Source organism: Stenotrophomonas sp. BR163 (assembly GCF_047520985.2).
GTDB classification, from domain to species: domain Bacteria; phylum Pseudomonadota; class Gammaproteobacteria; order Xanthomonadales; family Xanthomonadaceae; genus Stenotrophomonas; species Stenotrophomonas sepilia.
The window spans coordinates 75482-89785 of the sequence record NZ_JAXBRE020000008.1; the positions used below are offsets into that span (position 1 = coordinate 75482).

13 protein-coding genes are annotated in these 14304 nt (G+C 69.2%); 7 read left to right on the plus strand and 6 right to left on the minus strand.

The window, feature by feature from the left end; genetic code table 11:
* Window positions 1-6 precede the first annotated feature (6 nt).
* The 3 genes from ribA (at window position 7) to ACM0PY_RS09035 (ending at window position 3254) form a co-directional block, all read left to right on the plus strand.
* On the plus strand, window positions 7-1143 hold the full coding sequence (gene ribA / locus ACM0PY_RS09025) for a GTP cyclohydrolase II RibA (RefSeq protein WP_180885127.1): 1137 nt from the start codon (window positions 7-9) through the stop codon (window positions 1141-1143).
* Between the two features lie 75 nt (window positions 1144-1218).
* Window positions 1219-1719 carry a PH domain-containing protein gene (locus ACM0PY_RS09030; protein WP_180885129.1) on the plus strand — a complete coding sequence of 167 codons (501 nt, stop codon included), beginning with the start codon at window positions 1219-1221 and terminating at the stop codon, window positions 1717-1719.
* Complete coding sequence (locus ACM0PY_RS09035; protein ID WP_061478124.1) at window positions 1716-3254, plus strand: PH domain-containing protein; 1539 nt, start codon at window positions 1716-1718, stop codon at window positions 3252-3254. Before ACM0PY_RS09030 ends, ACM0PY_RS09035 begins: the two co-directional genes overlap by 4 nt.
* Before the next feature lie 66 nt (window positions 3255-3320).
* Here the strand turns inward: ACM0PY_RS09035 and ACM0PY_RS09040 are convergent, their stop codons facing one another.
* Window positions 3321-4379, minus strand: a complete 1059-nt coding sequence (locus ACM0PY_RS09040; protein WP_134972416.1) for a CDP-glycerol glycerophosphotransferase family protein — start codon at window positions 4377-4379, stop codon at window positions 3321-3323.
* Here ACM0PY_RS09040 and ACM0PY_RS09045 point away from each other — a divergent pair.
* Complete coding sequence (locus ACM0PY_RS09045; protein ID WP_061478126.1) at window positions 4378-5184, plus strand: glycosyltransferase family 2 protein; 807 nt, start codon at window positions 4378-4380, stop codon at window positions 5182-5184. The genes ACM0PY_RS09040 and ACM0PY_RS09045 overlap by 2 nt on opposite strands.
* A gap of 30 nt (window positions 5185-5214) precedes the next feature.
* On the opposite strand, the gene ACM0PY_RS09050 is transcribed toward ACM0PY_RS09045, so the two are convergent.
* From ACM0PY_RS09050 to def, 5 genes are all read right to left on the minus strand, one after another.
* Window positions 5215-6471 (minus strand): O-antigen ligase family protein, encoded by a 1257-nt coding sequence (locus ACM0PY_RS09050; protein ID WP_134972415.1) that lies wholly within the window; start codon window positions 6469-6471, stop codon window positions 5215-5217.
* A 152-nt stretch (window positions 6472-6623) separates the two neighbouring features.
* Entirely contained in the window at window positions 6624-8333 is a 1710-nt protein-coding gene (locus tag ACM0PY_RS09055) for an ArnT family glycosyltransferase (RefSeq protein WP_180885131.1), read from the minus strand.
* A 22-nt stretch (window positions 8334-8355) separates the two neighbouring features.
* A complete protein-coding gene (rsmB, locus tag ACM0PY_RS09060; protein WP_061478129.1) occupies window positions 8356-9687 on the minus strand; it encodes a 16S rRNA (cytosine(967)-C(5))-methyltransferase RsmB in 1332 nt (443 codons plus the stop codon).
* A gap of 3 nt (window positions 9688-9690) precedes the next feature.
* Window positions 9691-10635 (minus strand): methionyl-tRNA formyltransferase, encoded by a 945-nt coding sequence (gene fmt, locus ACM0PY_RS09065; protein WP_495493255.1) that lies wholly within the window; start codon window positions 10633-10635, stop codon window positions 9691-9693.
* A gap of 120 nt (window positions 10636-10755) precedes the next feature.
* Window positions 10756-11268: a peptide deformylase gene (def, locus tag ACM0PY_RS09070; protein ID WP_005419619.1), complete on the minus strand. Its 513-nt coding sequence runs from the start codon at window positions 11266-11268 to the stop codon at window positions 10756-10758.
* 126 nt (window positions 11269-11394) lie between these two features.
* Between def and ACM0PY_RS09075 the strand changes: the two genes are divergently transcribed.
* The 3 genes from ACM0PY_RS09075 to ACM0PY_RS09085 all read left to right on the plus strand — a co-directional run bounded on the left by ACM0PY_RS09075 (window position 11395) and on the right by ACM0PY_RS09085 (window position 14280).
* Complete coding sequence (locus ACM0PY_RS09075) at window positions 11395-12525, plus strand: LysM peptidoglycan-binding domain-containing protein (protein ID WP_072167258.1); 1131 nt, start codon at window positions 11395-11397, stop codon at window positions 12523-12525.
* A gap of 110 nt (window positions 12526-12635) precedes the next feature.
* A complete protein-coding gene (gene dprA, locus ACM0PY_RS09080; protein WP_180885133.1) occupies window positions 12636-13763 on the plus strand; it encodes a DNA-processing protein DprA in 1128 nt (375 codons plus the stop codon).
* Window positions 13764-13806: 43 nt separating this feature from the next.
* Window positions 13807-14280: a DUF494 family protein gene (locus ACM0PY_RS09085; protein WP_005419622.1), complete on the plus strand. Its 474-nt coding sequence runs from the start codon at window positions 13807-13809 to the stop codon at window positions 14278-14280.
* Window positions 14281-14304 lie beyond the last annotated feature (24 nt).

Below are 14304 nucleotides of genomic sequence, written 5' to 3' on the forward strand. Positions count from 1 at the left end.
ACTGCGATGTCCGCCTCCCCCGGTCCTGCCATGCCTGCTGCCTCTTCCCTGTTCGGCGACCCCGCCGCGATCCGCTGCGAACGCGCGGTGGCCGAACTGCGTGCCGGTCGCCCGGTACTGCTCCACGATGGCCAGGGCCAGCGCCTGGCGGTGATTGCACTGGACAGCGCCACTGCCAGCAGCTTTGCCACGTTCGCCGCTGCCGCGCGCGAGCGCCACTACCTGTTCCTGACCGCCACCCGCGCCCGCGTGCTCGGCGTGGAAGCACCGGAAGGCGCGCGCCTGCCGCTGGCCGGCATTGCCTTCGATACCCTGCCCTCGCTGGGTTACCTGCGCGAGCCCGGCCCCATGCCCGACGGCTGGGCGGCCGGCGACGCCTTCGATGCCGGCGCGGTGGAGCTGGCCCGCCTGGGCCTGCTGCTGCCGGCGATGGTCGCGGTGCGCCTGGACGTGGATGACCACACGTTCGACGGTGCCGCCGAGGTGGCCCTGTGCGACCTGGCCGAAGGCGCAGCACATGCGGCCCACGACTACGAACTGGTGGCGCGTTCGCCGGTACCGCTGCGCGACGTCGGCATGACCACCTTCGCGGTGTTCCGCGGCGGCGTGGCCCAGCGCGACCAGGTCGCGATCATCGTCGGCGAACCGGACCTGTCGTCGGTGGTACCGGTACGCGTGCACTCCTCGTGCCTGACCGGCGACCTGTTCGGCTCGCTCAAGTGCGACTGCGGCGACCAGCTGCGGCGCGGGCTGCGCAAGCTGAAGGAACTGGGCGGTGGCGTGCTGCTGTACCTGGACCAGGAAGGCCGCGGCACCGGCATCGCCGCCAAGATGCGCGCCTACGGCTACCAGCACGACGGCCTGGACACCATCGACGCCGATGCGCAGCTGGGCTTCGGTGCCGACGAACGCCGCTACGGCAGTGCGGTGGCGATGCTGCATGGCCTGGGCATTTCGCGCGTGGCTCTGCTCAGCAACAACCCGACCAAGGCACAGCGCCTGCGCAACGCCGGCATCGAGGTGCTGGACTGCATTCCGGTCACCGGCGAGATCACCGCGGAAAACGAGCACTACCTGCGCACCAAGGCCAATCGTGCTGGCCACCTGCTGGATGTCGATGCGCTGATCCAGGCTGCCCAGTAACACAGCCGACCTGCTACCGTCTGCGCGGTGCGGCCACCGCCGCCGCCGCTCGCCCTGCCACCTGACGGAGCCCGCGTGACCGACGTCGCCCCTATCGCCCCGACCACCGAAGCCTGGCAATCGCTGCCGCAACGTGCCGCCCGCCTGGCCGCACTGGAAGGCGCCTTCGGCGGACTGTTCGTACCGGGTCTGCCACTGGCCGCAGCTGCCTGGTTCTTCGATCTGCCCGGCGGCCTGTGGACTGCCGCCCTGGGGCTGCTGATCGGCATCCTCTTCGGCGCTTGGCTCGGCCGCCGGCGACTGACCCGCACCCGCTGGCGCCTGGATGACCAGGGCCTGGGCCTGCGCCGCGACCTGATGTGGCAGCTGGAAACCCGCATTCCCATATCGTGCGTACAGCACCTGGACCTGCGCCGGGGCCCGTTGGAGCGCCGCGCCGGCCTGGCCACGTTGATCGTGCACACTGCCGGCACCCGCATGAGCGCGGTCACCGTCAACGGCCTGGATGAAGCCGACGCCGAGCGCCTGCGCGACACCCTCTCGCACCAGCTCGACCAGGACGCCGACGCCCTGTGAGCCTGCCGCCGCCCCTGCCCGCATCGCTGCCTGCCGGTGGCGAGGACCATCGCCTGCACCCGTGGTCGTGGTTGTTCGTGCTGCTGATGCAGCTGCGCCACTACTTCCTGCCGCTGGTCGCGCTGCTGGTGTTCGGCCAGCGTGGCGAGCGCGACCCGATGTGGGCGCAGTTGATTCCACTGTCGGCGATCGCGGCACTGGTGCTGGTCTCGGTGCTGCAGTACCTCAGCTACCGCTACCGCATCGGCAGCGATGCCATCACCGTGCGCAGCGGGCTGCTGGCGCGCAACCGCCGCGAGATCCCGTTCGCCCGCATCCACAACGTGGAAGTGCGGCAGAACCCGTTGCACCGGCTGTTCGGTGTGGCCGAGCTGCGCCTGGAATCGGCCGGCGGCGTGCGGCCGGAAGCCGAGATGCGGGTACTGAGGCTGGACCAGGCGCTGGCGCTGGAACGGCTGGTGCGCCAGCGTGGGCAGGCACCGCAGCCCGCCGACGCCGTTGCCACTCCCTCGATCACCGGGGCCGACACCGAACAGGTGCTGCTGCGCCTGTCGAGCTGGGACGTGGTGCGCATGGGCCTGCTCTCCAACCGCGGATGGGCACTGGCGATCGCCGCCTTCGGCGTGCTGTTCCAGACCGTGCCCCGGCCGGTGATGGACGCGGCCATCCAGCGTGGTGGCAGGGAGGCCTTCGGCTACGCAAGCCACCTGCATCCCGGCGTGGCCGGCGCCTTCCTGCTGCTGGCCGCAGCCCTGCTGCTGGGCTGGCTGGCGCTGCGTGCGTTGTCGGTGGTGCTGACCCTGCTGCGCTATCACGGCTTCACTCTCAGCGAGCAGGATCGCCGGCTGACCGTCTCGGCTGGCCTGGTCAGCCGAACCCGCAGCAGTGTCGCGCGTCGCCGCATCCAGGCCTGGACGCTGTACGAGACCACCCTGCATCGCTGGTTCGGCCTGCGCCAGCTGCGCGTCGACAGCGCCGCCGGCGGCCCTTCGCGGGACCAGGACCGCGCTCTGCGCGAACTGGCACCGCTGGCCCCGGCAATGCGCTGCGAGCAGCTGGTGCAGCACCTGTTGCCTCAACTGCAGTGGCCGCCGGCGCAATGGCAGTCCATTCCGCAGCGTGGCTGGTGGCGGCTGTGCCTGGGCGCGCTGCTGCTGGTTCCCTTGCTGGCCGCCGCCGCGTACTGGCGCTGGGGATCATGGGGCCTGATCGTGCTGGCCTGGCTGCCGCTGGCGCTGCTGGTGGCCCACCGGCAGATGGCGCGCATGGGCTGGTACCTGGATGACCACTACGTCGCCGTGCGTGGCGGCTGGTGGAAGCGCTGGTGGCGCTGGGCCGAGCTGGACAAGGTGCAGGGCCTGCGCCTGCTGCGCTCGCCACTGGACAAGCTGCTGGGCACCAGCAGCCTGCAGCTGGATACCGCCGGCGCGCATGGTGATGTGGCGTTGATCCTGCACTACCTGCCGCAGGCGCAGGCGCAACAGGTGATGGATCAACTGGCGGCCGCGCTGGCGCGGCGCAAGCTGCGCTGGTAGGTAGTGCCGGGGGCCGCGCATCCACGCATGGCGTGGATCTACTGTAGAGCCGAGCCCACGCTCGGCTTACCGCTGCGACGGCCCCCAATACCCCAGGTCCTTGCGGATCTGCAGGTCGCGTACCCAGCTGCCGAACGGCTTGCGCCGCAACACGCCCATTTCACCGGACAGGAAATCCTCGGTAGCCGCAATCACGCGCTCGCTGGACAGGCCATCGCGGTACGGATGGATGGCATCGGCGTAGCGCACGATCTCCGCGTGCAGCGCGGCGTCGGGATGCAGCGCGCGCTGCAGCATCGCCGGCAGCTGCACCGGGTCATCGAAGTCGATCATGTGCGGCTTGGGCACCCGGTTGCGGAAGGTCACCACCGGCTTGTGCTGGACGATGAACTCCGAAACGATCGAGGACGTATCGGACACCAGCACATCGGCGGCGCGCTGTGCGGCCATCACCTGCTCCGGCTCGATGAAGCGCGCATTGGCACCGGCCAGCGCGCGGTAGCGTTCGAACAATTCCGGTGGGCACTTCGGGTGCAGGGTCAGCAGCCAGTAGCGGTTGCCCTCTGCGATGTCGGCAGCGATCTGCGCATGCAGGTGCGGAGCTGCGCTCAGGCGTTCGGTGAAGGTCGAACCGAACAGGATCACCGGGCGTCCTCCAGCGGCGGCGCGCAGCGCGGCGCTCTCGCCACCATCGTCGCGGAACAGCGGATCCAGCTTCGGCCAGCCGGTCTCGGCCACCGCGAAGTGGCCCTGCAGGGCCGCGATCTCACGAAACGGCCCGGTGGTGGCCGGCCCCTGCGTGCAGTACAGGTCGAACATGCCGCGCACCCGGAAGTGGCCGCGCGCACTGTCCCGCTTCTCCACGTTGAAGCCATGGAACAGCTGCACCTTGGCGCCGGACAGGAAGGTCGGCACCCAGTTGGCGGCGCTGAACACCGCCCGCGGCCGCATTGCCAGCGCCTGCTTGAGGCCGATGTTGGGCACGCCCGGCAGCTGGCTGCCGGCCGCGCCGCCCTCGAACCAGGCCGCCACCTCCTGCCCGGAGACGTGCAAGGCCTGCGCCAACGGGGCGAGAATAGGCAGCGCATAGCGCTCCGTCGCAAACAACAGGTACCCGGCCATCATGTCCTCCACGACCGCTCCCATCGAACGGCCTCGCATCTCGGCATGCATTATCGCGTTCAACGAGGCCGGCCGCATCGGCGACTGCCTGGCCTCGCTGGCCTTCTGCGATGAGATCGTCGTCGTGGACTCCTACTCCACCGATGCCACCGTGGCCATCGCCGAGGCCGCAGGCGCCCGCGTGCTGCAGCGCCCGTTCGACGGCTTCCGCAGCCAGAAGGCGTACTGCGTCGAGCAGGCCGGCCACGACTGGGTGCTGTGCCTGGACGCCGATGAGCGGATCAGCCCGGAACTGCGTGAGGCCATCGAACAGGCCCGCGACGGTGGCTTCGCTGGCCATGCCGGCTATCGCTTCGCACGCCTGTCGGAGTACTTCGGCAAGTTCCTGCGCCATGGCAATGCCTACCCGGACCGGGTGATGCGCCTGTTCGACCGCCGCCGTGGCGGCTGGCGCGGCAAGCGCGAGATCCACGAGGCCGCCAGCGTCGATGGCAGTGTCGGTACCCTGCGCGGCGACCTGGTCCACTACCCCTACCGCTCCTTGCAGCAGCAGCTGGCCAAGACCGAGAAGTACGCGCGGATGATGGCCGAGCACGAGTTCGCGCGCGGCAAGCGGGCCACGCTGGGCAAGCTGGTGCTGGCACCGGCCTGGCGGTTCTGGCGCGGCTTCGTGTTCCGTGGCGGCTTCCGCGACGGCTGGCATGGCCTGGTCTACGCCTATGTGCGCGCCAACTACGTGCGCCAGAAGACCATCATGCTGTGGATGCTGGGCAACGGCCAGGCCGTGGCCGACCCGCCGAACCCCTGATCGCCGGGCCCTGCCCGGCGCGCCGATGCGTCACGCCCCGGTGACTGCCCGGTGGCGCGCGCCTTCGACGATCGACAGGCCGGTCAGCAGGCCGACCAGGGTCACATAGAAACTGGCCGTCATCTGGTGCGCGAACATCGACTGGGTCAGGCCGCACAGCGCATAGGTGATCACCAGCATGATGCCGGCTGCGGCCGGCCCCCGGAAGGTCGTCCGTCCGCTGCGGCGATGAAGCCGCACGAACAACCCTAGCGGGATGCCATACACCGCCAGCAACAGCAGCAGGCCCGGTACGCCCTGGGTCGCTGCCCATTCGGCAACATCGTTGTGTGCATGCCCCAGGTGGCAACGCAACTCTTCCGGATTCTCGCGGCAGACCGGCACGCGCAGCATCGCGCTGTCGAAATGACCGATGCCAACGCCCACCAGCGGGTGATCGAGGAAGGTCTCCCAGGCCACCTGCAGGCGTTCCACGCGGGCCCCGGCGGAAGAATCACTGTCGCCCTGCTCCATCCGCTGCACGTCGCTGTGCAGCTCGCTCAGGCGCACCTGGTGACGCAGCTCCGGTACCGACAACAGCAGGGTCGCACCGATCGCCAGCATGCCGGCCAGCACCGACAGGCGCGCCGCACCGGTGCGCCAGCGCAGGCTCAGTGCCAGCACCACCAGCAGCGCCAGCAGGGCGGCGAACACGCCGCGGCTGCCGGTCAGCACGATGGTGCCGCAGCCGGCGGCCATGCCGAGGATCACCAGCGACCAGCGCCGCGACGGGCGACAGAACACCAGCAGCACCATCAACACCATCACGATGTCGGCCAGCACGATGGCATTGGTGAACAACTCTGCGCGCGCGGCGCCACCCAGCACCTGCCACAGCGACATCGCGAAGGTGGCGAGCAGGCCGGTCAATGATCCGTACCAGAGCCACCGCAGGTTGGGACGCAGCGCGCAGACCCAGAGCGCGATCCACGGGATCACCACGAATCGCGAGCGGTTGTCGACGTCACGCAGGCCCTGCTCGAACAAGACCACCGACAGTACGCCGAGCGCCAGCACCGCCAGCATCAGCCAGGCCAGCACTTTCACCGGCTGACCGGCCATGCCGCGCGCGCGCCACAGCAGCTCCGGCGCCAGCAGCGTGCTGAGCAGCAACAGCAGGCCATACGGCAGCAGGTTGATCGGCACGGTCAGCACCAGTGCCGGCAGGCAGAACAGGCCCAGCTGGGCCAACGCATGCGCGACCCCATGGCGCCCACCGGCGGGAACGCCCAGCGGGTCGCCGGCCAAGGGGTTCAGGTTGTCCGGTGAAGCTGGCACGTCGGGAAGTATCGCTGCAATCTGCGGGAAGAACGGGAAGGACCAACGGGGGCCGTCCCAGCCTGCTGTTTTACTGCCTTTGGGCCCGCTTGGGCAGACTGGACAAGCCGGAATCGTGGTGACTAGTCATGTTCCTGCAAACGCCGTTCACGTTCGCGCTCCTCTGCAGTGACCACGCAGGGCACCTTCACCGCTGCTGCCGGCACCAGCCACCAGCGCCGCCGGTTGGCCACGCCGGCCAGTTCAGAACGGTTGCGGTCGACGCACGACAGCATCGCGTATTCGTGCACCAGCAACCAGCGGCGTCCGGGCGCCAGCCGCTGCCAGCGCGTGGCCGCAATCAGCTGCTCGTCCCAGTCCGTCTCGAAACCGAAGGTCGCTGCAGGACGGTCGGCCAGCAGCAGATGCTGCTCCTTCCAGGCCACCAGCCCCAATTCGGCATCCGGGCCCAGACGGCTGCCAACCGTGCGCATCAGGCCGCGGGCGGAACTGGAATCGTTCAGCAGCGGATAGCCGACCAGGCTGTACAGCACCCAGACCATCGCCAGGGTCGACACCAGCGCCAGATGCCGGCGACGGCCGCAGGCCAGCAGGCTCAATCCGCCCCACACGCCCATCGCCAGGATTGTCCAGGCCAGTGCGTCGACGGCGCCGAGCGCCAGCCCGCGGCTGTGGGTCAGGCGCAGCTCGAAGGCCGGCTCGCCCAGCACCGCCATCGCACCGGCCAGGGCCAGGCCCAGTGACAGCAGGCCGGTGAACACCCCCACCACGGCCTGCACATCGCGCCGCCTCAGCAATCCAGGCAACAGCGGCGCCAGCACCAGGCAGAACATCGGCAGTGCCGGCAGGATGTACACATCGCGCTTGCCGGCGGGAATCGAGAAGAACAGCACCACCATCAGCCACCAGGCCAGCGGCAGCAGGTAGCGCGGGTCGCGGCGGCGAAGCCGGCGGCGCCACGCCGGAATCGCCCAGGGCAGGGCCAGGAACGCCGGGATCCACATCAGCGGCATCGTCGCCAGGAAGTACCAGGCAGGCTGGTGATGGTCCCAGGAATGGGCGTAGCGCCGCGCCGTCTGCTGGAACAGGATGTCGTCCATGTAGGCCCGGTACTCATCCGAGCCGGTGGCAAAGCCGGCCAGCAGCATCGGCGCCAGCCACAACGACACCGCAAGCAGGAAGGCCAGCGGTGCCAGCCAGAAACGCGCGTCGCGCGCATGCAGTCCCACCCGTGGCCACTGCAGCGCCGCGGCGATCGCCGCAGGCACGAGCATCAGCAGCGCCAGCATCCCCACGCCCTTGGTGATCACGCCGATGCCAGCAAAGAACCAGCCCAGCCACCACCAGCGCCAGCTGGGTCCCAGCAGAAGGTGGCGCAGCAGGCCGTAGTTGGCCAGGGTGATGAACAGCAGCAGCAGTGGGTCGATCTGCGCCTTCTTCGCCTGGAAGGTGAACTGCAGCGCGAACAGCAGCGCCCAGCCGGCATACAGCCCCACCCGCCGCGTCCACAGGCGCCGCCCCAGGTCGACCACGCACCACAGCGTGCCCAGGGCCGCCAGCAGCGACGGCAGCAGGAAGGCCACGCGCCAGTGCCCGACCAGGCTGTACAGCGTGGCCTGCCACCACATCAGCATCGGCGGCTTGTCCGAGTACAGCTCGGTGCCGCGATGCGGGAACAGCCACTGCCCGCTGTCGAACATCTGCTTGGCCACCAGCGCGAAGCGCGGTTCGTCCGACGGCCACGGATCACGAAGGCCCAGCCCGGCCCCCAGCACCAGCAGGGCCATCACCACGAACAACCACGTCTCGCGCGACGCGCGGGATTTCAGCATGGGACTCGGAACGTCAGCGGGGTCAGGCTGTTTTTAGCAGACGCGCGTAAAAGAAACCGTCAGCATCGTTGTCACCCGGCAGGCGCTGGCGCGCAATCCCCTCGCAATCGAGGCCGAATGTGTCATCCAGAGGCTGTGCCGCTGCGTCCGGATGCCACTTCAGGAAGGCTCGCACCTGGTCGACGTTCTCGGCGCGCAGGATCGAACAGGTGGCGTACAGCAGCACGCCTCCCGGGCGCAGCATCGACCAGCAGGCCTCCAGCAGGCGGGCCTGCACGCCGACCAGCGCATCGATGTCCTCGGCGCGGCGGTGGAACATCACGTCCGGCTGGCGGCGGATCACGCCGGTGGCCGAGCACGGGGCATCCAGCAGGATGGCGTCGAACGGCGTGCCGTCCCACCAGGCCCCGGGATCGCTGGCATCGGCCACCCGGGTCTGCGCGCCCTCGCCCACACCGGTGCGGGTGTAGGTATCGCGGGCGCGCGCGAGGCGACGCGCATCGATATCGAGCGCCAGCAGGCGCAGACTGGGGTCACGTTCCAGCAGGTGCGCCGACTTGCCACCGGGCGCCGCACAGGCGTCCAGCACGCGGGCGCCGGTCGCGGGCGCCAGCGCGTCGGCTGCGCATTGCGCCGACAGGTCCTGTACCGACAGTGCACCGTCGGCAAAACCCGGCAGCTGGTTCACCGCAACGGGGGCCGCCAGGCGCAATGCATCGGCGCAGAGCGCGCTGGGTTCGGCGGCAATGCCCGCCTCGGCCAGTGCCGCCAGTGCCTTGTCACGGCCACCGTGCTGGCGGTTGGCACGCAGCCACAACGGTGCCGGTTGCAGGCTGGCGCTGAAGATCGCCTCGGCCTGTGCCGGCCAATCGCGTTCCACCGCATCGGCCAGCCATTCCGGGAAGGCATCGCGCGCCGGCTGCTCCGGGAAACCTTCGCGCTGCGCGCGGCGCAGGATCGCGTTGACCAGGCCGGCCTGGCGCTCACGGCCCAGCGCACGCGCGGCATCGACCGTGGCCGACAGCGCCGCATGCGCCGGCAGTTCCAGCACGTCCAGCTGGGCGAAGCCCACCATCAACAGGGTGCGCAGGTCGGCGTCGCGCGCCGACAGCGGCTTCTGCATCCACGACTGCAAGGCAGCGTCATAGGTACTGCGGCGACGCAGCACCGCAAAGCACAGCGCTTCCAGCAAGGCACGATCGCGGCTGTCGGCCAGCTTCGGCAGCGCCCAGGCCAGTTCGGCCTTCAATGAACGGCCACGGGTGAACACCTGTGCCAGCACACGCGCGGCCAGCATGCGCGTGGCCGCGCCCGGCGCCGCCTTGGCCACGGAGAAATCGTTCTGCTTCGACACCGCTTATGCTCCCACGCGCAGATCACGGCGGGCGTTGAGGTAGTCGGCGGCGGTGATCGCCTTGCCGCCTTCGCGCTGCAGCGTACGCAAGCGCAGTGCACCCTGGCCACAGGCGATGTCGATGCCATCGCGGCTGGCCGCCAGCACCGTGCCCGGCGCTTGGCCGTGGGCCGCATCCAGCGCCACCGCGCCATGGATGCGCACGCGTTCGCCAGCCAGCGTCGCTTCGGCGATCGGCCACGGATTGAAGGCACGCACGGTACGCGCCAGCACATCGGCGCCCTGCGCCCAGTCCAGACGGGCTTCGGCCTTGTCCAGCTTGTGCGCATAGGTCACGCCCTGCTCCGGCTGCGGCCGCGCGATCGGCTTGATGCCGGCCCGCAGCAGGCCCAGGCCGTCGGACAGGACCTGTGCACCCAGCTCGGCCAGCTTGTCATGCAGCTGGCCACCGGTATCGGTGGCAGCGATCGGCAGTTCCTGGTGCAGCAGCACCGGGCCGGTATCCAGGCCCGCTTCCATCTGCATCAGGCACACACCGGTCTTTGCGTCACCGGCCTGGATCGCGCGCTGGATCGGCGCAGCACCGCGCCAGCGTGGCAGCAGCGAGGCATGCACGTTCCAGCAGCCGTGGGTCGGGATCGCCAGTACCGCCTTGGGCAGGAGCAGACCGTAGGCCACCACCACCATCAGGTCCGGCTGCAGGTCGCGCAGCTGCTGCTGTGCAGCCTCGTCCTTCAGTGATTCGGGCTGGTAGACCGGAATGCCACGGGCCACGGCCTCGAGCTTGACCGGCGACGGTGCCAGGCCACGGCCACGGCCTGCCGGCCGGTCAGGCTGGGTATAGACGGCCACGACCTCGTGGTGGGGGGGGGGGGGGGGGCGGGCCGCCACCCCCCCCCCCCGCGACGACACCGCGAATTCCGGCGTACCGGCAAAGACAATCCTCATGGCTACCCCACTTGCAGGATGGATTCGTGCAGGAAAGAAAACGGCGCCGTCGGCCGGCGCCGTGCAGCCCGCGCGCGTCGCGCAGGCACGGGCCACCCGAAGGGCGGCCCGGATGGGCGATCACGCCACGTGCTTGCGCTGCTTGGCCAGCTTCTTGCGGACCATCTCGCGCTTGAGCGGCGACAGGTAGTCGATGAACAGCTTGCCGTCCAGGTGGTCCATCTCGTGCTGGATGCAGGTGGCCAGTACTTCACCCGCCTCCAGCTGCTGTTCCTGGCCGTTGCGGTCCAGGTACTTCACGGTGATGGTGTCGGCGCGGGTGACGTCGGCGAAGATGCCCGGGACCGACAGGCAGCCCTCCTGGTACACCCGGCCCCCGTCCCTGGCGACAATTTCCGGGTTGATGAACACATGCGGTTCATTCTTTTCTTCGCTGACATCGATGACCATGAAGCGCTTGTGCACGTCCACCTGGGTGGCCGCCAGGCCGATGCCCGGGGCGTCGTACATGGTCTGGAACATGTTGTCGATCAGTTCCTGGAAGGCCGGCGTGGTGACTTCGGCGGCGTCGATCAACGCAGCCTTGGTACGCAGGCGCGGATCGGGGAACTCGAGAATGGGGAGAAGGGCCATGGCTGTTTCCGGATAGGGGGCCGGCACGCCGGCATACGTCGCAGATTCTAGCTCCAACGCTTGCCTTGCGCCCCGGTTTCTGGACTATAGTGCGTGGACCTGTTGGGGAATCAGGGCTTCACACCTATGTTGCTTCGTTTTCGTACGGTCGTCGCCGCGGCGATGCTGACCGTGGCTGCCTATGCTACCGCCGTGGAAGTGAATGGCGGGCACCCGGACACCTATGTGGTCCGAAAAGGGGATACGTTGTGGGATATCGCCGCACGTTTCCTGCAGAAGCCTTGGCTGTGGCCGGAGATCTGGCAAGCCAATCCGCAGATCGCCAACCCGCACCTGATCTATCCAGGTGACGTGCTGAGCCTGGCCTACCTGGACCGGGTGACCGTGTCCCAGGCCGGCCCGCGCCAGGAGGCCCCGATCGACGCCATTCCGCTGGCCCAGGTCGAGCCGTTCTTGAAGCAGCTGAGCGTTGTCGACAGCATCAAGCAGCTGCCCTACGTGGTCGGCCTGGAGGACAGCCGCCTGCGCGTGTCCGGCGGTGACACCGTCTACGTGCGCCTGGCCGATGCCCAGGTGGGCCAGCGCTGGGCCGTGGTACGCCCGACCGTGCGGTACGCCCAGCCCAAGCCGACCGAAGACCTGACCGCCAATGGCGACGTGACCCCGGGCAGCGGCAACCTGTGGAAGGCCTACAACGCGCCCAACGCCCGCCGTGGCGTGCTCGGCTACGAGCTGGCCCAGGTCGCTACCGGCACCATCACCCAGATTGCCGGCGGCAAGGTCGAGGCCTCCACGCTGGTGCTGGACAAGAACGACGGCGGCCGCGAAGTGCGCGCCGGTGACCGCCTGGTGCCGGTCGAAGCCAAGCCGTACGACCTGCAGTTCATCCCTCATGTACCCGCTGCCGGTGTCGAGGGTGTGGACGTGCGCGTGCTGGCCGTCACCGACATGTTCAACGCCGGTGGCCCGCGCGACGTGATCGCGATCTCGGCCGGCCGTGCCCAGGGCGTGGACAACGGTACCGTGTTCTCGCTGTGGCGCCCGGGCCGCCATGTGGCGCACCGCATGAAGTACCCGGGCTCCTCGCGCATGGACGACTCGCTCAGCACCGGCGCGGGCCGGGTCTCGCTGCCGGACGAGTATGCCGCGCACGCGATGGTGTTCCGTACCTTCGACAACGTCAGCTACGCGCTGGTGATGCAGGGCGTGAAGCCGGTACAGGTGGGTTACAACGCGCTGCACCCGGACGCAAAGTAACCGTTGCCGGGCCTGCCGGTTGCTGCCCGGCAGGCGTCTGCGGGAAAACCTGACGATCACGTGCGAAGGCGCCCTAGGGCGCCTTTGTTGCGTGCGGCCGATAGTGGGGGATGACCACGCATGCATATGAGGCGCTGCTGCGCCTGTTGATGGCGGGAGGCGCACTGGCGCCACGACGGGCCCTGCTGCAGGCCGCGGGCGGTGCGCAAGCCGCCATCGCGCAAGGCCCGGCGAACTGGCGCGCGCACGGCTGCACGCCGGAGCAATGCGCCGCGCTGGAACGTCCCGACGCCCGGGCTTGTGCATCCGCCCTGCGCTGGCTGGAACAGGACAACCATCACCTGCTGCCCTGCACCGATCCGGCCTTTCCACCCTCGTTGCTGGAGGTGCCCAACCCGCCGCTGGCGCTGTTCGTCGCCGGAGACCCCAGCCTGGCTTGGCGCCCGTCGGTGGCGCTGGTCGGCAGTCGTTCCCCCACCCCGGGCGGGCGCGCACTGGCCGCGCGTTTTGCCGGCTGTTTCGTCGAGGCGGGCCTGGCGGTGACCAGCGGCCTGGCCGCAGGCATCGATGCGGCTGCGCACCAGGCCACGCTGGAGGCCGGTGGCTGCACCGTGGCGGTGATCGGCACGGGCCCTGACCGCGCCTATCCGGACAGCCACGCCCGGCTGCAGGCGCGCATCGCCGCCGAGGGCGTGGTGCTCAGTGAGTACCTGCCGGGTACGGCGGCCCGCCCAGGCCACTTCCCCGCGCGCAACCGGCTGGTAGCCGGGCTGGCGCTGGCAACCGTGGTGGTCGAGGCCGCGCAGCGTTCGGGAGCGCTGATCACCGCGCGCCTGGCCGCCGAGGCAGGCCGCGAGGTCTGTGCCCTGCCCGGATCGGTGCTCAACCCGCGCGCGGCGGGCTGCCACCGCCTGATCCGCGAGGGCGCGGCGCTGGTCGAGCGCCCCGAGGAGGTTGTGGAACTGCTCGCCCCCGCCCTTCGCCAGCAGCTGCCGGGCTTGCAATCGCGGCTGGCCACCCCCACTGAACAGGCACTGCCGGCCCTCCTGCCGGCGCGCTGGGCCGACGACCCTGACTACCAGTGCTTGTGGCGAGCCCTGGACCACAACCCAAGCGGTATGGATTCACTGATCACGCGCTGTGGATTGACGGCGTCCCAGGTGTCCTCCATGCTGCTGGCCATGGAACTGGCGGGAATCGTGGTGTGCGTACACGGCCGCTACTGTCGAACTCCCTAGTTTCTTCACCTCCACAGCGTCGCGCGACGCAGGCCGAGGGGCAATGAAAGAGAGCATCCTGGATGTACTGCTGTACCTGTTTGAACACTATTTCAGCGAAGATGCGGACCTGATCCGTGACCGCGATTCGCTGCAGAACGGCCTGATCCAGGCCGGTTTCAGCCCCACCGAGATCAACAAGGCGTTCGACTGGCTCGATGCCCTGGCCGCCCAGCGGCCGAGCGTGGCCCAGGCGCGGGTCGACGGCCCCGTGCGCATCTACCATGGCCCCGAGCTGGACAAGCTGGATGTGGAATGCCGCGGCTTCCTGCTGTACCTGGAACAGCACGGCATCCTCGACGCCGACCAGCGCGAGCTGGTGCTGGACCGGGCGATGGCCCTGGACCAGGACGAACTGGACCTGGACGACCTGAAATGGGTCGTGCTGATGGTGCTGTTCAACCAGCCTGGCTCCGAAGCGGCCTATGCCTGGATGGAGACGCAGATGTTCATGGACGAGCCAGAACCCCTTCACTGACCGTACACTTGGGGGCATAGCGCA

What these genes read in the sequence shown, in the direction of transcription:
- ribA (WP_180885127.1), top strand. Translation starts at nt 7, where the DNA reads ATGTCCGCCTCCCCCGGTCCTGCCATGCCTGCTGCCTCTTCCCTGTTC.
- ACM0PY_RS09045 (WP_061478126.1), top strand. Translation starts at nt 4,378, where the DNA reads ATGTCCTCCACGACCGCTCCCATCGAACGGCCTCGCATCTCGGCATGC.
- ACM0PY_RS09040 (WP_134972416.1), bottom strand. Translation starts at nt 4,379, where the DNA reads ATGATGGCCGGGTACCTGTTGTTTGCGACGGAGCGCTATGCGCTGCCT.
- ACM0PY_RS09055 (WP_180885131.1), bottom strand. Translation starts at nt 8,333, where the DNA reads ATGCTGAAATCCCGCGCGTCGCGCGAGACGTGGTTGTTCGTGGTGATG.
- fmt (WP_495493255.1), bottom strand. Translation starts at nt 10,635, where the DNA reads ATGAGGATTGTCTTTGCCGGTACGCCGGAATTCGCGGTGTCGTCGCGG.
- def (WP_005419619.1), bottom strand. Translation starts at nt 11,268, where the DNA reads ATGGCCCTTCTCCCCATTCTCGAGTTCCCCGATCCGCGCCTGCGTACC.
- ACM0PY_RS09075 (WP_072167258.1), top strand. Translation starts at nt 11,395, where the DNA reads ATGTTGCTTCGTTTTCGTACGGTCGTCGCCGCGGCGATGCTGACCGTG.
- dprA (WP_180885133.1), top strand. Translation starts at nt 12,636, where the DNA reads ATGACCACGCATGCATATGAGGCGCTGCTGCGCCTGTTGATGGCGGGA.
- ACM0PY_RS09085 (WP_005419622.1), top strand. Translation starts at nt 13,807, where the DNA reads ATGAAAGAGAGCATCCTGGATGTACTGCTGTACCTGTTTGAACACTAT.